A 19,968-nucleotide genomic window follows, 5' to 3' on the forward strand; every position below is an offset into this window, starting at 1 on the left:
CTGACACGTCCGAAAGCCCCGCGAGGTTCACCGCCGGGCTTCAGGACGTGTAGACGTGCGGGTCCAGTGTGCCGATGTAGGGCAGGTCGCGGTAGCGCTCGGCGTAGTCGAGGCCGTAACCGACGACGAACTCGTTGGGGATGTCGAAGCCGATGTACTTCACCGGCACGTCGACCTTCACGGCCTCGGGCTTGCGCAGCAGCGAGACGACCTCGAGCGACGCGGGGTTGCGGCTCGCGAGGTTCTTCAGCAGCCACGAGAGCGTGAGGCCGGAGTCGACGATGTCCTCGACGATCAGCACGTCGCGGCCCGCGATGTCGCGGTCGAGGTCCTTGAGGATGCGCACCACACCCGACGACGAGGTCGAGGAGCCGTAGGACGACACGGCCATGAACTCCAGCTGCGTCGGCACCGGCAGAGCGCGGGCGAAGTCGGTCATGAACATCACGGCACCCTTGAGCACGCCCACCAGGAGGAGATCACCCTGGCCGTTTTCGGGGTAGTCCGCGGCGATCTTGGCCGCCAGCTCCGCGATCTTGTCCTTGATCTGCTGCTCGGTGATGAGCACGGAGGCGATCTCGCCCTCGTACACGGTCATTCCCCTCGGGTGGTGGGTTCGAGTCCGGACAGCGAGAGCCTGCCACGGCACCGGCGCGCCTCCAAGTTGCCCGGCAGCCAGACGCCGCCCTGCCCGCGCCAGCGGGCCACGAGCGCGTCGACCGAGCGCAGGTGCGCGTCGGTCAGTTCCCGCACGCCCGAGCCCAGCAGCCACCTGCGGAGAACCCGTCTGCGCAGTGCCGCGGGCTCGCCCTCGAGCACCGTCACGTCCAGCCCTTCGGGCCCTCCCGCGCGGGTGAGAATCCTGTCCGCCACTGTGTCCAACGCCTCGGTGTCGTCACGCAGCTGTGCGGCCGTTCGGGCCAATGCCGCCGCGACGCCGCCGGCGAGCACCTCTTCCAGCAGCGGCAGCACTTCCGCGCGCAGGCGGACGCGGGTGAAGCGCGGATCGGCGTTGTGCGGGTCCTGCCAGGGTTCGAGGCCGAGCTCGGCGCAGGCACCGCGGGTCTGCTCGCGCGTGACGCCCAGCAGCGGCCGGCCCCACGGCGGGTCGAGCGGGCGCATGCCGGCCAGCGACCGCGGTCCGGAGCCACGGCCGAGGCCGAGCAGCACCGTTTCGGCTTGGTCGTCGAGGGTGTGGCCGAGGAGCACGAGTCCTTCTTCGCCGCCGGGCAGCGCTGCGCGCAGCGCGCGGTACCTCGCGGTGCGCGCGGCGGCTTCGGGACCGCCCTTGCCCGTGACGTGCACGGTAAGGATTTCCGCCTCGTCCACGCCGAGCTCCTTCACGGCCGCGGCGGCTCGCGCGGCGACTTCCGCGGAGCCGTCCTGAAGCCCGTGATCGACGATCAGCGCGCGCGTGCGCAGCTTCCGGTGGCGCGCGACGTACGCCGTGGCTTCCGCCAGGGCAAGGGAATCCGCCCCGCCCGAGACGGCGACGCATACCTCCGGCGGCGGCGCGTGCGTCGCGAGGAACTCCCGCACGGCCCGGCGGACCGCCGCGAGCGCGCTCACCCGTGCAGGCGCCGCACCCAGGCCGCCGGATCGCTGATCTCGGCCCGGGTCGGCAGCGTGTTCGGCGAGCGCCAGACCGCGTTGAACCCCTCCATGCCGACGGCGTTCACCACGTGCTTCGTGAACTTCGCGCCTTCTTCGTACTGGCGGATCTTCGCGTCGAGCCCGAGCAACGCGCGCAGCATGCGGTCGAAGACACCGCCGCCCTGGCGACGGGCGCTGAAACGCGAGCGGATCACCTCGACGCTGGGCACGACCTGCGGGCCGACGGCGTCCATCACGTAGTCGGCGTGGCCTTCGAGCAGGGTCGACAGGGCCAGCAGCCGATCGAAGATCGCGCGTTCCGCGGGCGACTGCAGCAGTTCCGCGATGCCGACGCCCTTGCCCCGCTGCTTGAGCGCCTCGGGCAGGCGCCCGACGAGGTCCGAAAGGCCGTCGGCGGAATGGCCCGCGATGCCGGTGACGAGGCGTTCGACCTCGTCGGCGAAGTAGTCGCGCAGCCACCGCACGGCCGTGAACTGCAGCCGGTGCGTGCACTCGTGCAGGCACACCCACAGCCGGAAGTCGGGCGCGTGCACCTTCATCGCGCGCTCTGCGGCGACGACGTTGGGCGCGACGAGCAGCAGCTGCCCTTCGCGCTCGGGGCCGCCGAAGGGGTCGTACTGGCCGAGCACGCGCGAAGCGAGGAACGACAGCACCAGCCCCGTCTGCACGCCCGCGCCCGACGCCAGGATCGGGCCGAGCGGGCCGCCCTGCGCTTCGGGCAGCGCGCGGCCTGTGAGCGCTTCGAGCCCCGACGCGGCGGAACGCACCCAGCCGGGCCGGTCGACGACCGTGCCCGGCAGCAGTGGCAGGTCCTTGCCCAGGCCCGTCAGCTCCCGCACGTGGCCCTCGGCCTCGGCCGTGAGGTCACGCAGGTCGGTGACCGCGCGCGCGGCCTCTTCCTTGGGCACCTGCGGACCACCGCGCACCAACCGCGCTCCGGTGGACGCCGCGAGGTCCCAGTCGACCATCGGCCGCCGTGGGGTCTCGGTTTCCTGGCTCACCTGTCCGACGCTACCTGCACAAGGGCACTTTGCCCGACTGAATCCGGCACCGATTCGCCTAGTTGCAGCCACACTTCCGCAGGGTGGTGGCCAGCACGTCGAGCGCGGCCTGGCCCGGGTTCTTCTCCGAGCCGTTGGACATGAACGCGAACGCGAGCACGCGGTTGTCGCTGTCGAGCACGTAGCCGGCGAGGGTGTTGACGCCGGTGAGCGTGCCCGTCTTCGCCCGGACCCAGCCCTTGCCCGCGGCCGAGTTCGGCGTCGCGTAGCGGGTGGCGAGCGTGCCGGCGGGGCTGCCGGCCACGGGCAGGCCCGCGAGCAACGGGCGCAGCTTCGGGGTGTCCGGGTTCTTGCCGTCCGGTGCCGCGGCCTCGGCGAGCACCTGCGCGAGCAGCCGCGCGGGTACCTTGTTCTGATTGGACAGGCCGCTCGTGTCGGACAGCTGCAGGCCCGTGACGTCGAACCCGTGGTCGGCCAGCACCTTCTTCACCGACGCGGCCGCGCCGGAGAACGACGCCTCGGCGCCAGCGGTGATGGCGACCTGGCGGCCGAGAGCGTCGGCGAGGACGTTGTCGGAGATCTGCAGGAGCGCGTACGCCAGGTCCGGCAACGGCGCCGACTGCACCTGCGCGACGACCTTCGCATCGGCAGGCGCCTTCGCGGTGCCGGCGGCCTGCGCGCCGAGCTTGTCGGCGACGAGCTGGGTGAGCGTGGTCGCCGGGTTGCCCGAGCGCGGCGTCTCGTCGACCGACGGGTTGAGGCGGCCGCCGTCGGCCATCGCGGGCACGATCGGCGCGCCGTAGGTCGACGGCGCGTCGCCGGGCTCCCAGCCCGGGGCGGTGGTGGGGCCCGAGTAGGCGCTGACGTCGACCTGCACCTTCTGGACGCTCGGGTCGGCCTTCTTGATCTGGGCGACGAGGTCGTCCACGTGGGCCGCGCCGGGGTAGAGCGGCGAGTCGGTGCCGATGGGCAGCGCCGTGAGCGACGGGTCGCCACCGCCGACGATGATCACCGTGCCGGGCGACGAGCCCTGCACGACCTTGGTGACGATCCGCTTCGTCGGGTCCATCGACAGCAACGCGGCCGACACCGTGAGGATCTTCGTGGTCGACGCCGGCGTCAGCGGAGTGGTCGAGCTGTGGTCCCACAGGACGGAGCCGTTGGCGGGGTCGATCACGCTGCCGCTGAGCTGCGAGAGCGCCGACGCTCCAGAGGGTCCGGCCAGGGCGGAAGCGACGCCGTTCGCCGACGGGCCCTGGCCCGAGGTGTCAGGGCCGTGCAGCGCGAGGGTCACGGACGCGGGGTCGGGGCTGTCGCCCTTCGGCGCGTTGGGCGCCCACGGCAGGCCGAGCTTGTTGGACACCTGCGGCATCGCGGACGCGACCCCGGCCGCCGCGAGCACCAGCACCACGACGACGCCGAGGACGACGAACTTCTTCTTGCCCTTCTTGGCTTTCGGCTCTTTCGGCGGGGTGTCCCGCTGCGGCTCGCTGTGGGGCGGCTCCTGGTCGTCGTAGCCGCCGGCGAAGCCTTCGGCGGGGCGCTCGATGCCGACGGTCGCCTCCGCCGGGAACTGCTCACCCGACGGTTCGATGCGCACCGGGCGGGCCTGCGTCCCCGACGCCGGGGGGACCGCGCCGCGCGGCGGCTCGGGGAGGCCGCGGGGGTTGTCGGGCTTGTCCTGGGACCAGGGGCCCTGGTTCTGGAGGCTGTCCCACTGGGGTGCGTCCCGGGGGCCTTCGGGTTCGTTGCCGCCCTGGGCGGTGTGGAAGACGTCCCAACGTTCTTCGCGTGGGGACTCGGTGTTCTGGCGCTGGGATTCTTGGCGCTGGGGTTCTTGGCGCTGGGGTTCTTCGCGCTTCTGCTCGTTGCGGAAGACGTCCCATTTGGACACGTCGATGTACTCGGTGCCGCTCTCGCTGTTGGCGGCGCCGCTGTCTTCGCTCGCCTCTTCCTCCGGCGGCTCCGCGGCCACGGACTCGAACATCGACCCGACGCGGCGCGGCTCTTCGCTCCGGTTCTGGTCACCACGGTTCTGGTCGCCACGGTTCTGGTCGCCACGGTTCTGGTCGCCACGGTTCTCGTCGCCGCGGGTCTCGTCACTGCGGCTCTGATCACCGTCGCCCGGGCGCGCGGGTCGCTCCACCGGCACCCAGGGCACGCCGGGCGGCGGCACCCGAAGCTGCTGAGTGGCCTGATCGGACGGCGTCTCCTGCGACCGTTCCGACGAGGACTGCTCTTTGCCCTGCTGGCTCTGTGTCTGCGGCCGCTGGCCCTCCGAGCGATCCAGCTGCAGCCCTTGCGACCACGGGCCTTGCTGTTGGCCTTGCTGACCCTGACCCTGACCTTGCTGCTGGCCCCACGGCGCGTGGCCGGACTGCTGCTGACCCGGCCCCTGCTGCGTCTGCCGGCCCTGCTGGAGCTGGCCGCCCTGACTCTGCTGACCGAACAGGCCCTGCCCCGGCTGGGACTGGCTCCTCTCGCCCTGCGACTGCTGCCCCGGTGCCTGCTGGTTCTGAGACTGCTGGTTCTGGGGCTGCCGGACTCGCGGCTGCTCACCTGGCCGCGGCCCGAGCCGGTCGGCGAGGTCCTGCCGCGGCTGTCCCGGCTGCCGCATCTGCCCGGACTGCCCCGGCTGGCTCTGCTGCCCCGCCTGACTCGGCTGACCCGACTGTCCCTGCGGCCCCGACTGCGGCTGCTGTCCCTGCGGCGGCTGCTGCCCCGGCTGTCCACCTCGGTCACCAGCCGGGCGCGGCTCGACCGGAGTGTTCAGTCCCGGAATCAGTTCAGGAGCCACGTTCGGCTTGAACCACGACCCCGGCGGACGCCCGCCGGCGCCGGGTGAAGAACCGGCGGGAGGTGTGACGTTCGGCACGGCGAGCTGGTCCGTGACGGTCTGGCCGGGCTTGGGGATGGGAAAGCGCGCGGTCGCCCCACCGCCGCGCGACGACGTGTCCTCGTCACCATCGGGCCACATCGGCTGGTCGTTGTCCGACACCCACCACTCCTTCTCACCTGCCCGGAAGGGGCCAAGGTCACATGCTGCCTAGCCGACATCCACGGGACCCGGCGGCAGCGCGTAGTCCACACTAGTGACGTCAATGAGGTGATTACGGTTGCCGCCCACGACGTGTGGGATACCGAGATTCGAGAAGCAGCGAGGACGGCCGTGGAGTTCGACGTCACGATCGAAATCCCCAAGGGGGAGCGCAACAAGTACGAGGTCGACCACAAGACCGGTCGCATCAAGCTGGACCGGACCTTGTTCACGGCGACGCAGTACCCGGCGGACTACGGCTTCATCGACGACACGCTCGGCCAGGACGGCGACCCGCTCGACGTGCTCGTGCTGGTGCAGGAGCCGACGTTCCCGGGCTGCTTGATCCGCTGCCGCGCCATCGGCATGTTCCGCATGACCGACGAAAAGGGTCCGGACGACAAGGTGCTGGCCATCCCGACCAACGACCCGCGCCTTGAGCACCTGCGCGACATCCACCACCTCAACGAGTTCCACAAGCTCGAGATCCAGCACTTCTTCGAGGTCTACAAGGACCTCGAGCCGGGTAAGAGCGTCGAGGGTTCGTCGTGGGTGGGCCGCGCGGAGGCCGAGGCCGAGATTTCGCGGTCGTACCAGCGGGAGCAGGACCGGCTGGCGAAGGAAGAGGTCGACGGTCCCGCTCACTGAGAGCGACCGAGAACGCGCGAAAGGGCCGTTCACCCCGAGCTGGGGTGAACGGCCCTTTCGTTGATCTATTTCAGTGCGCCAGCGCGAGCGCTTCCTGCTCCGAGCGCTGCTCCATCGCCGACTTGTCCGAAAGCGGCTTCTCCTTGAGCAGCCAGACCAGGGCGAACCCGACCGTCAGCACGATCCCGCCGACCAGGAACACCGTGCTCATCGAGCCGGCGAACCCGTCGAGGATCGGGCGGGCCAGCACCGGGTCGAGGTGGGCGAGGAACGAGGTGTCGTTTACGTCGACGCCGCCGTTCGCCATCTGCTGGGCGAACTCCGGGTGCTGGGCGAGCGCCGCGACGTACGACGGGGTCGCCATCGCCGAGCGCACCGCCGCCGCGATCCGGTCACCGACCGTGCCGAACAGGATCGAGAGGAACACCGCGGTCCCCGCCGTGCCGCCGATCTGGCGGAAGAACGTGGCCGACGAGGTCGCGACGCCGATGTCCTGCGGGGCGACGTCGTTGGTCGCGGCGAGCTGCAGCGTCTGCATCGAGGCGCCCAGGCCCAGGCCGATCACGAACGCGATCGCCATCACGACGCCCAGCGGCGTGGCCGCGCCGATCGTCGACAGCCCGAACAGCGCCGCCGCCATCAGCCCCAGACCGGCCACAGCGAAGACCTTGTAGCGGCCGGTCCGCGAGATCACCGCGCCGGAGCCGAGGCTCGCGACCATGATCCCGAGGGTGAGCGGCAGCATCTGCAGGCCCGCCTGCGTCGGCGTCGCACCCTTCACGATCTGCAGGTACAGCGGCAGCGACATCATCGCGCCGAACATGCCCGCGCCCTGGATCACCGTGACGAGCGTGGCCACCCGGAACACCGGCCGGCGGAACAGCCGCAACGGCAGCAGAGCCGCGTCGCCCATCCTGCGTTCCTGCAGGATGAACAGGACGACCCCGACGAGCCCGATCGCGTACATGCCGAGCGACGCGGGCGAACCCCAGCCCCACTCGCGCCCCTGCTCGGCGACGACCAGCAGCGGTACCAGGCCCAGCGTCAGCGCGCCGGCGCCGAGGAAGTCCACGCGCTGTTGCACGCGGGTGTGCGGGAGGTTCAGCACCTTGCTCACCACGACCAGCGCGGCCAGGGCGATCGGGACGTTGACCAGGAAGACCCAGCGCCAGCCCGTGACCCCCGCGAAGGAGTCCAGCCCCGCGAAGAACCCGCCGACGACCGGTCCCGCCACGCTCGAGATCCCGAACACGGCCATGAAGTAGCCCTGGTACTTGCTGCGCTCGCGCGGCGCCGTGATGTCCGTGATGATCGCCAGCGCCAGCGACATCAGCCCACCGGCGCCGAGACCCTGGAACGCGCGGAACGCGGCCAGCTCGTACATCGAGCTCGCGAACCCGCTGGCCAGCGAGCCGGCGAGGAACATCGAGATCGCCGTGAGGTACATGGGTTTGCGCCCGAACAGGTCGGACAGCTTGCCGTAGAGCGGCGTCGAGAGCGTCGCGGTGATCAGGTAGGCCGTGGTGGCCCACGCCTGCAGGCTCTGGCCGTGCAGCTCGTCCGCGATCGTCTTCATCGCCGACGACACGATGGTCTGGTCCAGCGCGGCCAGGAACATGCCGAGCATCAGCCCGGACAGCACGGTGAGGATCTGCCGGTGCGACAGCTTGCCGGTGCCCCCTTCCGCGGTGATGGTGGCGGTCATCTTGGTACTCCCTCAAGTCCGGTCGAGAAGTTGCTTGTATCCATCAACTACTTTCAGGGTGCAACTGTTCCCGGGAAGCTTGCATGAGGCAAGTAAATAAGGTGTGACGCTGGTCGCAGGGAGTTAGAGGTGGGCCTCGAGCTGGGCGAAGTCGGCTTCACGCATGGGCCTCGCGTGGCCCGGCCGGGGGCTTCGGGGCTCGCTCCTCAGCGCCGCGGGCACCTCGGCAAGCCCAAGCCGCAGCGCCACGGCGATGCGGTGGTTGCCGTCGAGGACTCCGAGCTCCTCGTTGAACCCCAGCCTGAGCGGCGTCGGAATCCCCCGCCGCGCGATATCCCCGGTCAACTCGTCCAGGCGGCGCGGGGTGTCGACCAACGCGGACCCGACCAGCTCCCGGTCGACGGCGCAGTACCGCACGACGAGCTCGGTCGGCAGCAACAGAGGCGGCATCGGCTCATCATCGCGCGCAGCCGGCCAACGCCCCGATCGCGACGGCTCCGCTCTCGGGCGCCGGCTGGTCCGTTCGCCACGCGAAAGGTCCCCTCGCGACGCCGACACAGAACGAACGGTCCCCTCACCCCGCCCGCTCAGCGCGACCGGTCAACCCGCCCCACCAACACGCCACCAACGGTCCCCTCGCACCGGTACCTCAGCACGAGTGGACCCCTGCGCCCACGCGCCCCGACACGAGCCAGTCCTCTCATGCACCGGCGCGACCGGCCCGCTCAGGCAGGAGAACCCGCACGAAAGCACCGTTCGCGCCATGTTGGCGCCGCGAAGGGACCTATCGCGCAACCGCTGGCATCGCGAAGGTCCCACTCACACCGCCGACACCGAACCACCAGCCCTCCTTGCCAATCACTCCCTGCGCGAAGGGTCCCCTCGCGCAAGCGTGGAGTGTGGAAGGCCCTCTCGCGCCAAGCGCGCGGTGCGAAGGATCCCCTCCCTCCACGCCTAGCCCTCGCGCGAGAGGCCCACTCGCACCAGGCCCACACCAAGAGCGGTTCTCTCGTGACGTCGGCTCCGCACGAAAGGCCCACTCGCACCGGCGGCACAGCCCAAAGGTCCCCTCGCGCGGAAGGCTTGGCGCAAACGGTCCCCCCGCCACGCCGACACCCGCACCAACGATCCACCCACGCCACGTCCGCAGCGCGAAAGGCACTCTCGCACCTAGTACGCAGCGCGAAAGGTCCCATCGCACCACCGGCACGGCACCAGAGGACCCCTCGCACCGAACCAACAGCGCAAAAGGTCCCCCCGCACCAACCACCATTGCGCGAGGGGACCATTCGCTCAGCGAAAGCAGCGTCAGGCGACGTAACCCGGAATCGGGAACGGCGTCAGAAACTCCCGGATCTCAGCAGCGATCCGGTCCAACTCCGCCTCCGGAGAAGAAGAAGCAGCTGCCGCGACCACCGTGCGGTCGATCCACTCCGCCACCTGCACCTGGTGCTCCGGCAGCAACCCCCGCGTCGTGATGGCCGAGGTGCCCAGCCGGATGCCCGACGGGTCGAACGGCTTGCGCGGGTCGAACGGCACCGTGTTGTAGTTCAGCTCGATCCCGGCGCGGTCCAGGGCCTGAGCGGCAGGCTTGCCGGCCACGTTCTTGTTCGTCAGGTCGATCAGCAGCAGGTGGTTGTCCGTGCCGCCGGAAACGAGGTCGTAGCCGCGGTCGAGCAAGGCCGAAGCCAACGCAGCGGCGTTCGCCACGATCGTCTGCGCATAAGTAACGAACGAAGGCTGCTGCGCCTCCCCCAGCGCAACGGCGATGGCCGCCGTCGTGTGGTTGTGGGGCCCGCCCTGCAGACCGGGGAACACGGCCTTGTCGATCGCCTTGGCGTGAGCAGCGTCCGACATGATCATCGCACCACGCGGGCCGCGCAGAGTTTTGTGCGTGGTGGTCGTAATAACACCGGCGTGGCCCACCGGCGACGGGTGCGCCCCGCCCGCGATGAGGCCGGCGATGTGGGCGATGTCGGCCACCAGGACGGCGTCGACCTCGCGCGCGATTTCCGCGAAGCGCGGGAAGTCGATCGTCCGCGGAATGGCCGTGCCACCACAGAAAATCAGCTTCGGCCGGTGCTCCAGAGCCAGGTCGCGCACCTGGTCGAAGTCGACGCGGCCGGTTTCCTTGCGCACGCCGTAGCGGACCGGGTTGAACCACTTGCCCGTCGCGGACACGGACCAGCCGTGAGTCAGGTGGCCACCGTCGGGCAGGGCCATGCCGAGCACGGTGTCGCCGGGCTGGGCGAAGGCCAGGTACACGGCAAGGTTGGCAGGGGAGCCGGAGTACGGCTGCACGTTGGCGTGGTCCACGCCGAACACGGCCTTCGCGCGCTCGATCGCCAGGTTCTCGATGGGGTCGATGAACTGCTGGCCCTCGTAGTAGCGCTTGCCGGCGTAGCCCTCGGAGTACTTGTTGGTGAGCACGGTGCCGGTGGCCTCGAGCACCGCGCGCGAGACGTAGTTCTCCGACGCGATCAGGCGGATCTTGTCGTGCTGGCGCTTCGCTTCGTCCTCGACGAGCCCGGCGATCTGCGGGTCGGCGGCGGCGAGCGTGGAAAGGGCGGGCTGATGTGTCATCACGTCTCCGGCTCTAAACCGGCCGGGCACCCAGGCGCGCGGTGCCGGCCTCGTCGTCGCTTCCCGGTGGTGCTCCACCTCTGATGGCGCCAGTCGCAGCTGTGTGCCGGAGTTTAGTGCACGTCAGACGGGCTTGGAGCCCTCCCGGTGCCGTCGCGCGAGGTCCTGGTAGATCCCGGCGTTGTGCTCCACCCACATCCGCGCCGAGTCGGTGAGCGGCACGAACTTCTTGGCCGGGCTGCCCATCGCGATCACTTCTTCGGGCACCTCCGTGCCGGGCGTCACCGTCGAGCCCGCGGCGATCAGCGACCGCGCTCCGATCACGGACCTGTCGAGCACCGTCGACCCGTTGCCGATCAGCGCCTGTTCGCCGATCGTGCAGTCGTGGACCAGGCACTGGTGCCCGACGGTCACGTTCTTCCCGATCTCCGTCAGCGTGCCGCCGCAGTGGATCACCGAGTTGTCCTGCACGTTCGCACCCTCGCGGATCACGATCGGCCCGAAGTCGGCGCGGATCACGGCGCCGTACCAAACCGATGCGTCCTTCTCGACGGTCACGTCGCCGATCAGGGTGGCGGTGGGGGCGATCCAGGCGTCCGGGTGGACCTGCGGGCTGGCGCCCTCGAAGGAGAACAGAGGCATGCCAGCACCCTAAGCGGCGTCAGCGATAACCGGCGAAGCAGAGCGCCTCGACGTCGCCGCGCAGGCTCTCGACCGGCCGCGGCCGCACCCGCTGCTGCACCACGGCGCCGAGCAGGTAGCTCAGCAGCGCGCGGGCGCGCGCCCGCGGGTCGTCGACGTCGAGCGGCGCCAGCAGCTCCGCGAACAGCTCGGTGATCGACGTCAGCATCGCGTCGATCGCCTGCGGGTGCTGCGCGCGCCCGGCCGCGATCCAGTACTCGAACCACAGGAACGCCCCGTTGGGCCGCTCCGCGAACTCCGCCAGGTACGCCTTGGTCACCTCGAACAGGCGCTCGCGCGGTTCGGCGAACTTCTCCCCGACGGCGCGCAGGTCCGTGGCGAACGTGGTGATGTGGGCGGCCATCGCGCGGTCGATGAGCACGTCGATATCCGCGAAGTAGTAGTGGATCGCGCTCTTCGTGAGCGGGCCCGCGTCGGCGATCGCGCGTACTGTGCACCCGGCGAGCCCGTCTCTGGCGAGCACGACTCGTGCGGCCTCGACGATCTGCTCCTGCTTCTGCAGCTGGTTGGGCGACAGCTGCGCGCTGCGGCCGGGTACGGCGGTCACGGTGATCCTCGTTACGTTATTCAGGACGACAGGCCCGAATCCTAGGGCAGACGTCCCATCGTGCCCTCTCGGGTGAAAAAGCGGATTGGCCACCCCGGTCCGCACAGCGGACAATGCCCGGCATGGTGATCTCAGGGGACAAGGGGCTCAGCGAGGCGGCGCGCCGCCAGCTGGAGAAGGAAATAGCCGATCTGCGCGCACAACGAGCGGCGCTCGCACCGCAGCTCGGCGAGCAGGAACGCACAGGGGACGCGGCCGACCAGGCCGACGTGATCGACCGGGCCGAGGCCGCCGCGCGGCTGGAGCGCCAGATCTCCGACGTCGCCGCCAAGCTCGAACACGGCGCCTACAACAGCAATCTGCTCCCCGACGGCACGCGCGTCTCGCTGCGCTTCGCCGACGGTGACGAGGAAGTGCTCAACGTCGTCACCATCCCAGGCGAGGACGTCGACTCGCTGACTTCGGACAGCCCGCTGGGTCTCGCCCTGGTCGGCGCCAAGGCCGGCGACAAGATCACCTACCGCACCCCGCGCGGCGAAGCCTCCGCCACGGTGATCGAGCTGACCCCGCCGGAGGACTGACCACTTCGGACACCACGGATCGGGCTGCCGGGCATCACGCCTCGGCAGCCCGATCCGTCTTTTTATGCGGCTCTCAGCGACGCTGATCGAGCGTCTCCGGTTTGTAGGCGTAGATCAGGCCCTGGTCGGCGATGACGTGCCAGTCGGTGTCGCAGACGCGGTCGGTGCGGTGCTCCTGGCCGGCGGGCCACCAGTCGGCCGACAGGGTCGCGCGGGTCGCCGCCGCGGGACCCTTGACGCACGTCGCGGGCAAGCCCGAGGCACCCGGGGTGTAGCGCAGGATCCGTTCGGACCCGGTGGTGCGGATGACCTCCGTGACGGCCGTCGCGTCGTCGGGGATCCAGGACGGCAGGCGCGCGTCGGTGTCGGCCTTGCCGATGGCGCCGGTGTCGTACGAGACGTTCTTGACGTGCTCCGGCCCGTCCGGCGCACACGCGGTGACGGTCGCCAGTGCCGCCGCGATCGCCGCGAACCAGATCGCGGTTTTCCCGATTTCGTTCATGCCACCGAGTCAATCCGGGCCCCGGAGGACCGGCATCGGCTTTCCGGTCCGAAGCCACAGGCCGGATGGCCGAGTCAGGCGGCCCCGGCGCGTGATCCACGTCGCGCTCCGCGAGCGGAAGTCATGCAACGGCTCTCGTCGGGCCGTTTCATGGGGCGTCCCCCACCAGTCTCCACTGTGGATAGTGAGGTCCACCGGCACCGGCGACACCACTGGACACGGCCGGCTCGACGGACCACCAGAAGGCAGCCAGTGTGTCGACGCCGTGGATCAGCACGGCCTGCTTGAGCAACGCACTGCGCCGCGGCCCGCCGCGTACCAGCAGCAGGTTGAACCCGAGGACCAGCGTCCGGATGTCGAACATCCGCGCCGGGTAGACGAACGTCTTGTCGTCGTCCATCGCGCTGCCCAGCTGCTTCGCCATCTCCTCCGGCGCGACCAAACCGGGGGCGCCGTTGAAGATGCGGATGAGGGACAGCACCGTGGCCGTAGCCCGCCTGATCGCCATGTCGGGCCTTCGGAATCGTGCACTGAGAACCGCTCGAGCGATCCGCGCGGGGCTTACCGGGCTTGATCAGCTTCATTTTGCGGCTTTACGCCCCATTCGCGCGTCGACGTGCTAGACAAGCCGGATGCCGAGAACCTTTGCCTTCCAGGAGATCCGGTGAACGACGATGTGTCCCGGAACCTCGTCGTCTTCCGGATCAAAGGCTTCGCCGAGCCGGTGCTGGCCGACGCGCCCACGAAGGCCGACGACGCCGTCGAGCAGGCCTGGGCGAGCGTTCGGCAGCAGCACAAGGTGCGCGCGTCCGCGGTTTCGGCGGTGTACAGCGAATGGCAGCCCTCCGCGGCCGATCAGAAGTTCATGGCCAAGCAGTTCCGGAAGGCCGAGTGCACCTACAGTTTCGCCCGGCCCGCTCCCGATGACTGGGAGCGAGCGTTCGCCGAAGCACGGTCCGTGATGGCTGAAACGCACGAAGCACGGCAGCAGGAGAACGCCGAGGAACTGTTGCCGGTGTTGTGGAGTGCGTCCTCGCCTCGCGCCGGGTTGCTCGACACACTGCCGCACCAGCCGTTGGTGCCCGGCCGGCTGTCGGTCGCGCTCGCGGTGGTGGCGCGGACCCCGCAGGGCAAGATCGGGATGCGGCACGTCACCCGGCACCAGCACGAGGAGATGGGCGCACCGCCGCTCGAGAAGCTGTTCGACATCGCGTACGGCGCCCTGGCCCGCGGCCTGAAGTTCGAGGTCCGCCGTTCGGGCAAGGAGGTGCTGGTGTCGGTCGCCAGGGACAACCTGATGGCGGCCTCCGCGCTCGCCCTGCCCGACCTGCACGCCCAGCTGTCCCGGCACCTCGGTGCGGGCGACCTGCTCGTCGGCCTGACCTGCCCGGACGAGATGTTCGTCGCCAGGGAGGGAAGCGGCTTGGCGGACACCATCCGGGAGCAGGTGCTCGGTTCGCCGTACGAGACCACGGAGCTGGTCCCGTCGGTGCTGCGGCTCGGCCCCGGCGGGCTGGAGCTACTCGCCGAACGGGGCGCCGGAGCAGGTCCGCACAGCTGAGAGTGCGGCGCCGTCACGAGAGATCAGGTGTCCCCTTGACGGGTGAACTTGGCGATCAACAAGACAAGGCGTCTTAGACACTCATTACAAAAATCAGGGCCCATCCGAGGTGTCTCGGATGGGCCCTGACCTGCGGAGCCGCCTAGGGGAATCGAACCCCTGACCTATTCATTACGAGTGAATCGCTCTGGCCGACTGAGCTAAGGCGGCATGCCGGGTGGCTAGCGCCGTCCGACGGGAACAAGTGTAGCGGAGGCCGTGGGCGTCACCTTGCGGGGGCCGCGTCGTTAGGGTCCTATGACCTCGGTCTCACTCCCCGATCGGCCTACCCGGAGGACTCGGCACATGCGGCGAAGACTGCCCCGCACGGTGGCCCTGCCCGCGGCAGCGGCGTTGCTGCTGCTCATCGCCGCGCCGGCGAGCGCCCAGGAGATCCCGACGACGCCGATCCCGCAGCCGGCGAACCCGTCGCAGCCCCCGGCGTCCGCGCCGATCGGGCCGCAGCCGCTCGGCCACGCGGTGGGCGACGCGGGCACGGCGCTGGGCGTGCTGCGCCTGCTGCCGAACTCCGTGCCGACGTCGACGATCCTGCCCGGCTTCGGGCAGACGCTGCCGAAGCAGTCTGCGCTGGAGGCCGGGATGGGCCTGTCGAGCGCGTCAGCGAACTCCGAGGCGTACCTGGCGTACGAGAAGTCGATCGCGCAGGCGTCACCGTTCGGGGTGGCTGTGGGGGGCCAGGCACCGCAGACGCCGGGCTCCGTGGTGCAGACCGCGCTGCCGGACAACCCGCACCCGCTGTCCGGCGGGCTCAACGCGCCGTCGAACCCGCTGCTGAACATCGGCGTGCTGAACGGCACCGCGCACGCCCGCTGGAGTGACTCGCTGGGCCCGTGCGTGGGCACGATCGCCGACGCGAGCACGTCGGTGGCGAGCCTTTCGCTGCTGAACGTGATCCCGTCGCTGCCGCAGATCCCGTTGCTGGGCCAGGGTGGACTGAACCTGCCGCAGGGCACGCAGCTCGCGCAGGGCTTCGACCCGGCCAAGGGCCTGCAGAGCCTCGGCGGCCTCCTGTCGGGCGGCGGCCAGACCGCGGCCAACGGCACCGGTTCGCTGCTGAGCCTGCCAAACACGCTGTCGTCGCGTTCGCAGGTGAAGCTCGTGGACATCCCGGGGTCGAAGAACAAGGCGGTGCAGTCGACCTCGACGCTGCAGGCCGCCGACATCGACATCCTCAAGGGCGCGCCGCTGGAGCTGTCGATCAAGGTCGCCAGCCAGCCGACGCTCACGGTCACCTCGACCGGCGACGAGAAGACCTCGAAGGTCGACTACACCGCGCCCGTACTGACCATCGAGGCCGGCGGCAAGACCCTGTACACGCTCGACGCGGCGCACCCGACCAAGGACATCCCGATCGGCCTGCCGCTCGCGGGCCTGAGCGACAAATTCGGGCAGCTCAACTCGATCCCCGTGGTCGGCGGACTCGTGTCCACGCTGACGAAGGGCATCCAGCAGGTCGGCGACACCGCGGGCACCGTCCTCGACCTCGGCGTCCTCCGGCTGTCGATCGCCGGTCTGGACCAGAAAGGCTCCGTCGCGACGACGCCGTACAAGGGCTACCAGCTCGGCGCCTCGGCGCGGCTGTTCGACCTCCAGGTGCTCCCGACGAAGAACCTGAAAACCCTGCTCCCCGCCGGCGCCGGCGACAACCTCCCGTCGTCCCTGGCGCAGCTGTCCCTTGGCGAACAGGTCGCCCGCGCCTACGCCCCCACCGGCGGCGTCGTCTGCGGCACGGCCACCACACCCCCGCCCGCGGCCGGCGGCCCGGCACCCAAGGGCCCGATCAAGAACCTCGCGTACACGGGCACGGCGTACGACACCGTGCCACTCTTCTGGGCGGGTACGGCGATGCTGCTGCTCGGCGTCGTGATGGTCGCGGCTTTCCCCAACCGCCGCCGGATCGCCGCGCCGGTGAAGCTCCACTCCGACGACGCTCCGCGCAAACCGTCACCACATCCGCGCGACTGATCCCCGGGGGTTCGTGAGAACGGCCCGGTCACCTTTCGTGGGTGACCGGGCCGTTGTCGTTTGCTGCGCAGTCAGCCCTGGCGCAGCGTCGTCACCATGGCTTCCACGGCGATGCGCGGCTTGACGTTCAGCTCGATCGCCTCGCGGCATTCGAGGACGGCTTCCAGGCGGCGCAGCGTGGATTCCGGCGTCCAGGCCCCGGCGGCGGCGCGGATGTCGTCGGCGTGGTCCGGGTGGTTGAGGGTCGCGCCGGAGTGGGTGGTGGTGACGAGGACGTCGCGGTAGAAGCCGGCGAGGTCGACGAGCGCGAGGTCGAGCGTGTCGCGCTGGGTGCGGGTCGCGCGGGACTTCTGGCGTTTTTCGAGCTGCTTCACGGCGGCCTCGGCGGCGCGCTTGGCACCGGCGACGCCCTTGCCGATGCCGTCGCCGCCCATGGCGGTGCGCAGCTCGGAGCGTTCGTTCTCGTCGCGGGCCTTGCTCTCCTCGCCGGCGTCGGCTTCCGCGGCGCTGATCAGCTGGTCGGCGCTGGTGAAGACGTCGGCGGGGCGTCGCAGGCCGGTCGGGATCCGCAGCACGGTGGCACGGCGCTGGCGCGCGGAGTCGTCCGTGGCGAGCCGGCGCGCGCGGCCGACGTGGCCGCCGCAGACCGACGCGGCCCACTGCGCGAGCTCGGGATCGACGCCGTCGCGCGCGATCAGCACCTGCGCGATGGCCTCGGGCGGCGGCGTCCGCAGCGTCACCACACGGCAGCGCGAGCGGATGGTCACCGACACGTCGTCCGGGTGGTCCGACGGCGCGCACAGCAGGAACACCGTGCGCTCCGGCGGTTCCTCGACGGCCTTGAGCAACGCGTTGGACGCGCCCTCCGTGAGCCGGTCGGCGTCCTCGATGATCACGATCTGCCAGTCGCCCGTGGTCGGGCGCCGCGCCGCGGCCTGCACTAGCGCGCGCATCTCGGCGACCGAGATCGACAGGCCTTCGGGCACCACGAGCCGGACGTCGGCGTGAGTGCCCGCCATCGTCGTGCGGCAGCCGGGGCACGCGCCGCAGCCTGTGCCGGTGCTGCACTGCAACGCGGCCGCGAACGTGCGCGCCGCGACCGAACGGCCGGACCCCGGCGGGCCCGTGATCAACCAGGCGTGCGTCATCGCACCCGGCGGAGCAGGCTCCCCCGCCACGATCTTCGCGGCCGCCGTCGAAGCCGACGACAACGTTTCGACCGCCGGCTCCTGGCCCACGAGCTCGGCCCAGACGCCGATCGGCCCGGTCACTTGGCGTCCACTTCGGACACTTCCTGCGCGGGCGCGAGCTCGGCTTCCGCGACGGCACCTTCGACGACGTCGGCCGTCGCCACCGCGTGGGTGCTGTGGTCCAGCTCCGGACGCTCGGCCGGCTCCGACGGCGCGAGCCCGGACAGGCGGCCGACGAACACCGCGAGCACGGCCGTGCGGACGCGTGCGGCGACCTCGTCGTCGGTGCCGTCGGCATCGACGACCACGTAGCGGTCGGGGTCGGCCGCGGCCATCTCGGCGAGCAGGTGCTGCACGCGCCACTGGTCGTTCACCGACACCGACGAGTTCTGCTCGCGCTGCCCCGGCTCGGCGTCGAGCAGCACCGTGAGGTCGGGGCGCAGCTTGCCCGTCGCCCAGTCGGCCAGGCCCTCGAGCTCACCGACGTCGAGGCCGGCGATCGTGCACAGGTGCGCGAGCGGCGAGTCGACAAAGCGCTCCATGACCACCACGGACCCGGCGTCGAGTGCCGGCTGGATCTCGCGTTCGACCAGCTCCGCGCGCACGGCCGCGGCGACAAGCGCCTGGGCCCGCGCGCCCGTGAGCGACGCGTCGGAGATCAGCGAACGGAATCGCCGCTCGTCGAGCGCGGGATCGGCGGCGAGCACCACGGGCCGGGTGCCGGTGCCGAGCCAACGCGAAAGGCGCGCGGCCTGGCTGGCCGTGTTGATGGCCGTGGTGCCTTCAAGTGCGATGAGGAAACCGTTCACGCGCCGGGGCGCGCGGCGCAGGGCATTGCGCAGGTCGGTGAGGATCTTCTCGCTGCGGCGATCGTCCATCTGCCGGTAGGCGATCACGCCGAGCAGCACCGCGAGCAGGCCGCCGCCGATCATCACCGGGCGCGTGCCGTCGATGGTGACGGGGCTGCCCCACACGTTGATCTGGTGCGGCCGGACCAGGCCGATCAACGCCGGCGTGACGATCGTCGAGCCGAACAGCACGATCTTCAGCATCGACTGGTAGATCGCGTTGACCCGGCCGCGGATCGCGTCTTCGACCCGCGAGCCGATGATCGTGACGCCGGTGAGGAACGCGATGCCGGCGCAGAAGCCAGTGAGCGCCACGGCGATCACGGAGATCGCGAGGTGCGGCGACAGCGCGATGATCACCAGCGAGAGCCCGGCCACGACGATCGAGATGCCGAACAGCCGGTCGTGCGGCAGGCGCCGCGCGAGTTTGGGCGCGAGGGCCATGCCGGTGGCGAGGCCGAGGAACACGGCCAGCACCAGCAGGTTGAACGCCGCGTCACCCGCGAGCAGCGACGACGAGTACGGCTTGGCCGACGCCACCACCGCCCCGCCCGCGGCGAACGCTCCGAACGCACCGATCAGCAGCCCGCGCACCAAGGGCGTGCTCTTCACGAAGCGCAGGCCGTCGCGCACCATGTCGCCGAAGCCGAACTTCTCTTCGTCGGCGTTCTTGACCTTCTGGTCGGGCAGCTTGTGGACGTCGCGCAGCGAGAGCTCGGGAATCCGCGTGGCGATGAGGATGCCGCTGGTCAGGTAGAGCAGGCCGTTGATGACGACGACGATCTTCGCGATGTAGAGGTCGGCCGTCGAGCCCTGGAACAGGTGGAACGTGGTGTTCGCGCCCAGGATGAGAGCGTTGGCGCCGGCGGCGGTGATCACGGCGAGGCCGTAGGTCATCACGAGGCCGAGCTGGTTGGCCGTCTCGACCTGGTCCGGGCGGCGCAGCAGGTTGGGCACCGCCGCGTCCTTCGACGGGATCCACATGATCGAGCAGCAGCCGACCAGGAAGTTCGCGACGAACAGCCACCACGGCGCGCCGACGATGGCGATCGACAGCAGGAAACCGCAGCGCAGGAAGTCGCAGACGACCATCACCTTGCGGCGGTCGAAGCGGTCGGCGAGGATGCCGCCGATCGGCGCGAACAGCAGGCCGGGCAACAGGTTCGTGAGCACCACGCCGACGAACGCGAAGTTCTGCGCGGTGTAGTTGCTGAGCAGTTTCGTGCTCAGGCTCGTGAGAGCCAGCAGGTTCAACCAGTCGGCGACACTGCACAGGTACGTGACGCCCCACAGCCGACGGAATGGTCTGATCGCCAGCACCCGACGGACGCGGTGGATCGTGGACGCCTCGGCACTCGCCGAACCGTCCGATCCGGCGCCGGGTACCGACCGCACGCCTTCGCTGATACGCCCACCCCACTCGT

The 19,968-nt window shown here is 70.3% G+C and carries 18 protein-coding genes and 1 tRNA gene; 5 read left to right on the plus strand and 14 right to left on the minus strand.

Translation table 11 applies throughout. The features are described from left to right. Positions 1-40: 40 nt before the first annotated feature. The 4 genes from hpt to dacB all read right to left on the minus strand — a co-directional run bounded on the left by hpt (position 41) and on the right by dacB (position 4,761). Positions 41-592: a hypoxanthine phosphoribosyltransferase gene (hpt, locus tag AB0H62_RS36090; RefSeq protein WP_220247209.1), complete on the minus strand. Its 552-nt coding sequence runs from the start codon at positions 590-592 to the stop codon at positions 41-43. Positions 593-594: 2 nt separating this feature from the next. After that, on the minus strand, positions 595-1,569 hold the full coding sequence (tilS, locus tag AB0H62_RS36095) for a tRNA lysidine(34) synthetase TilS (protein WP_220244815.1): 975 nt from the start codon (positions 1,567-1,569) through the stop codon (positions 595-597). Then, positions 1,566-2,582: a zinc-dependent metalloprotease gene (locus AB0H62_RS36100; RefSeq protein ID WP_360591146.1), complete on the minus strand. Its 1,017-nt coding sequence runs from the start codon at positions 2,580-2,582 to the stop codon at positions 1,566-1,568. Before AB0H62_RS36100 ends, tilS begins: the two co-directional genes overlap by 4 nt. A gap of 91 nt (positions 2,583-2,673) precedes the next feature. Beyond that, positions 2,674-4,761 (minus strand): D-alanyl-D-alanine carboxypeptidase/D-alanyl-D-alanine-endopeptidase, encoded by a 2,088-nt coding sequence (gene dacB, locus AB0H62_RS36105; protein ID WP_360591071.1) that lies wholly within the window; start codon positions 4,759-4,761, stop codon positions 2,674-2,676. 180 nt (positions 4,762-4,941) lie between these two features. Here dacB and AB0H62_RS36110 point away from each other — a divergent pair, with 180 nt between their 5' ends. Both AB0H62_RS36110 and AB0H62_RS36115 read left to right on the plus strand, forming a co-directional pair. Then, positions 4,942-5,460, plus strand: coding sequence for a hypothetical protein (locus AB0H62_RS36110; RefSeq protein ID WP_360591073.1), 519 nt, complete (start codon positions 4,942-4,944; stop codon positions 5,458-5,460). 324 nt (positions 5,461-5,784) lie between these two features. After that, on the plus strand, positions 5,785-6,300 hold the full coding sequence (locus AB0H62_RS36115; protein WP_326566764.1) for an inorganic diphosphatase: 516 nt from the start codon (positions 5,785-5,787) through the stop codon (positions 6,298-6,300). 70 nt (positions 6,301-6,370) lie between these two features. Here the strand turns inward: AB0H62_RS36115 and AB0H62_RS36120 are convergent, their stop codons facing one another. From AB0H62_RS36120 to AB0H62_RS36140, 5 genes are all read right to left on the minus strand, one after another. After that, complete coding sequence (locus AB0H62_RS36120; RefSeq protein ID WP_360591075.1) at positions 6,371-8,005, minus strand: MDR family MFS transporter; 1,635 nt, start codon at positions 8,003-8,005, stop codon at positions 6,371-6,373. Positions 8,006-8,128: 123 nt separating this feature from the next. After that, on the minus strand, positions 8,129-8,455 hold the full coding sequence (locus AB0H62_RS36125) for a hypothetical protein (RefSeq protein WP_220244818.1): 327 nt from the start codon (positions 8,453-8,455) through the stop codon (positions 8,129-8,131). Between the two features lie 858 nt (positions 8,456-9,313). Then, positions 9,314-10,588 (minus strand): serine hydroxymethyltransferase, encoded by a 1,275-nt coding sequence (glyA, locus tag AB0H62_RS36130; RefSeq protein ID WP_360591078.1) that lies wholly within the window; start codon positions 10,586-10,588, stop codon positions 9,314-9,316. Between the two features lie 123 nt (positions 10,589-10,711). Further along, the gene (locus AB0H62_RS36135; RefSeq protein ID WP_220244820.1) at positions 10,712-11,230 is read right to left on the minus strand and encodes a gamma carbonic anhydrase family protein; all 519 of its coding nucleotides are present in this window, start codon (positions 11,228-11,230) and stop codon (positions 10,712-10,714) included. A 19-nt stretch (positions 11,231-11,249) separates the two neighbouring features. Then, the gene (locus tag AB0H62_RS36140) at positions 11,250-11,837 is read right to left on the minus strand and encodes a TetR family transcriptional regulator (protein WP_360591080.1); all 588 of its coding nucleotides are present in this window, start codon (positions 11,835-11,837) and stop codon (positions 11,250-11,252) included. A gap of 122 nt (positions 11,838-11,959) precedes the next feature. Between AB0H62_RS36140 and AB0H62_RS36145 the strand changes: the two genes are divergently transcribed. Then, positions 11,960-12,418 carry a GreA/GreB family elongation factor gene (locus tag AB0H62_RS36145; RefSeq protein WP_220244822.1) on the plus strand — a complete coding sequence of 153 codons (459 nt, stop codon included), beginning with the start codon at positions 11,960-11,962 and terminating at the stop codon, positions 12,416-12,418. 73 nt (positions 12,419-12,491) lie between these two features. Here the strand turns inward: AB0H62_RS36145 and AB0H62_RS36150 are convergent, their stop codons facing one another. After that, positions 12,492-12,920 (minus strand): hypothetical protein, encoded by a 429-nt coding sequence (locus tag AB0H62_RS36150; protein ID WP_220244823.1) that lies wholly within the window; start codon positions 12,918-12,920, stop codon positions 12,492-12,494. 148 nt (positions 12,921-13,068) lie between these two features. Then, complete coding sequence (locus AB0H62_RS36155) at positions 13,069-13,428, minus strand: hypothetical protein (protein ID WP_220244824.1); 360 nt, start codon at positions 13,426-13,428, stop codon at positions 13,069-13,071. A 156-nt stretch (positions 13,429-13,584) separates the two neighbouring features. Here AB0H62_RS36155 and AB0H62_RS36160 point away from each other — a divergent pair, with 156 nt between their 5' ends. Then, entirely contained in the window at positions 13,585-14,481 is an 897-nt protein-coding gene (locus tag AB0H62_RS36160; protein WP_360591083.1) for a hypothetical protein, read from the plus strand. 136 nt (positions 14,482-14,617) lie between these two features. Here the strand turns inward: AB0H62_RS36160 and AB0H62_RS36165 are convergent. After that, a tRNA-Thr gene (locus tag AB0H62_RS36165) sits at positions 14,618-14,691 on the minus strand. A 135-nt stretch (positions 14,692-14,826) separates the two neighbouring features. On the opposite strand from AB0H62_RS36165, the gene AB0H62_RS36170 reads away from it, so the two are divergent. Then, the gene (locus tag AB0H62_RS36170; protein WP_360591085.1) at positions 14,827-16,506 is read left to right on the plus strand and encodes a hypothetical protein; all 1,680 of its coding nucleotides are present in this window, start codon (positions 14,827-14,829) and stop codon (positions 16,504-16,506) included. A 71-nt stretch (positions 16,507-16,577) separates the two neighbouring features. On the opposite strand, the gene AB0H62_RS36175 is transcribed toward AB0H62_RS36170, so the two are convergent. Together AB0H62_RS36175 and AB0H62_RS36180 are read right to left on the minus strand one after the other, a co-directional pair. Then, entirely contained in the window at positions 16,578-17,777 is a 1,200-nt protein-coding gene (locus AB0H62_RS36175; RefSeq protein WP_360591087.1) for a DNA polymerase III subunit delta', read from the minus strand. Continuing rightward, positions 17,774-19,939, minus strand: a complete 2,166-nt coding sequence (locus AB0H62_RS36180; RefSeq protein ID WP_360591089.1) for a dTMP kinase — start codon at positions 19,937-19,939, stop codon at positions 17,774-17,776. Before AB0H62_RS36180 ends, AB0H62_RS36175 begins: the two co-directional genes overlap by 4 nt. Positions 19,940-19,968: the final 29 nt, after the last annotated feature.

The organism is Amycolatopsis sp. NPDC050768 (genome assembly GCF_040654155.1).
Taxonomy (GTDB): domain Bacteria; phylum Actinomycetota; class Actinomycetes; order Mycobacteriales; family Pseudonocardiaceae; genus Amycolatopsis.

What these genes read in the sequence shown, in the direction of transcription:
- AB0H62_RS36120 (WP_360591075.1), bottom strand. Translation starts at nt 8,005, where the DNA reads ATGACCGCCACCATCACCGCGGAAGGGGGCACCGGCAAGCTGTCGCAC.
- AB0H62_RS36155 (WP_220244824.1), bottom strand. Translation starts at nt 13,428, where the DNA reads ATGGCGATCAGGCGGGCTACGGCCACGGTGCTGTCCCTCATCCGCATC.
- AB0H62_RS36135 (WP_220244820.1), bottom strand. Translation starts at nt 11,230, where the DNA reads ATGCCTCTGTTCTCCTTCGAGGGCGCCAGCCCGCAGGTCCACCCGGAC.
- AB0H62_RS36170 (WP_360591085.1), top strand. Translation starts at nt 14,827, where the DNA reads ATGCGGCGAAGACTGCCCCGCACGGTGGCCCTGCCCGCGGCAGCGGCG.
- AB0H62_RS36125 (WP_220244818.1), bottom strand. Translation starts at nt 8,455, where the DNA reads ATGCCGCCTCTGTTGCTGCCGACCGAGCTCGTCGTGCGGTACTGCGCC.
- AB0H62_RS36150 (WP_220244823.1), bottom strand. Translation starts at nt 12,920, where the DNA reads ATGAACGAAATCGGGAAAACCGCGATCTGGTTCGCGGCGATCGCGGCG.
- AB0H62_RS36145 (WP_220244822.1), top strand. Translation starts at nt 11,960, where the DNA reads ATGGTGATCTCAGGGGACAAGGGGCTCAGCGAGGCGGCGCGCCGCCAG.
- glyA (WP_360591078.1), bottom strand. Translation starts at nt 10,588, where the DNA reads ATGACACATCAGCCCGCCCTTTCCACGCTCGCCGCCGCCGACCCGCAG.
- AB0H62_RS36100 (WP_360591146.1), bottom strand. Translation starts at nt 2,582, where the DNA reads ATGGTCGACTGGGACCTCGCGGCGTCCACCGGAGCGCGGTTGGTGCGC.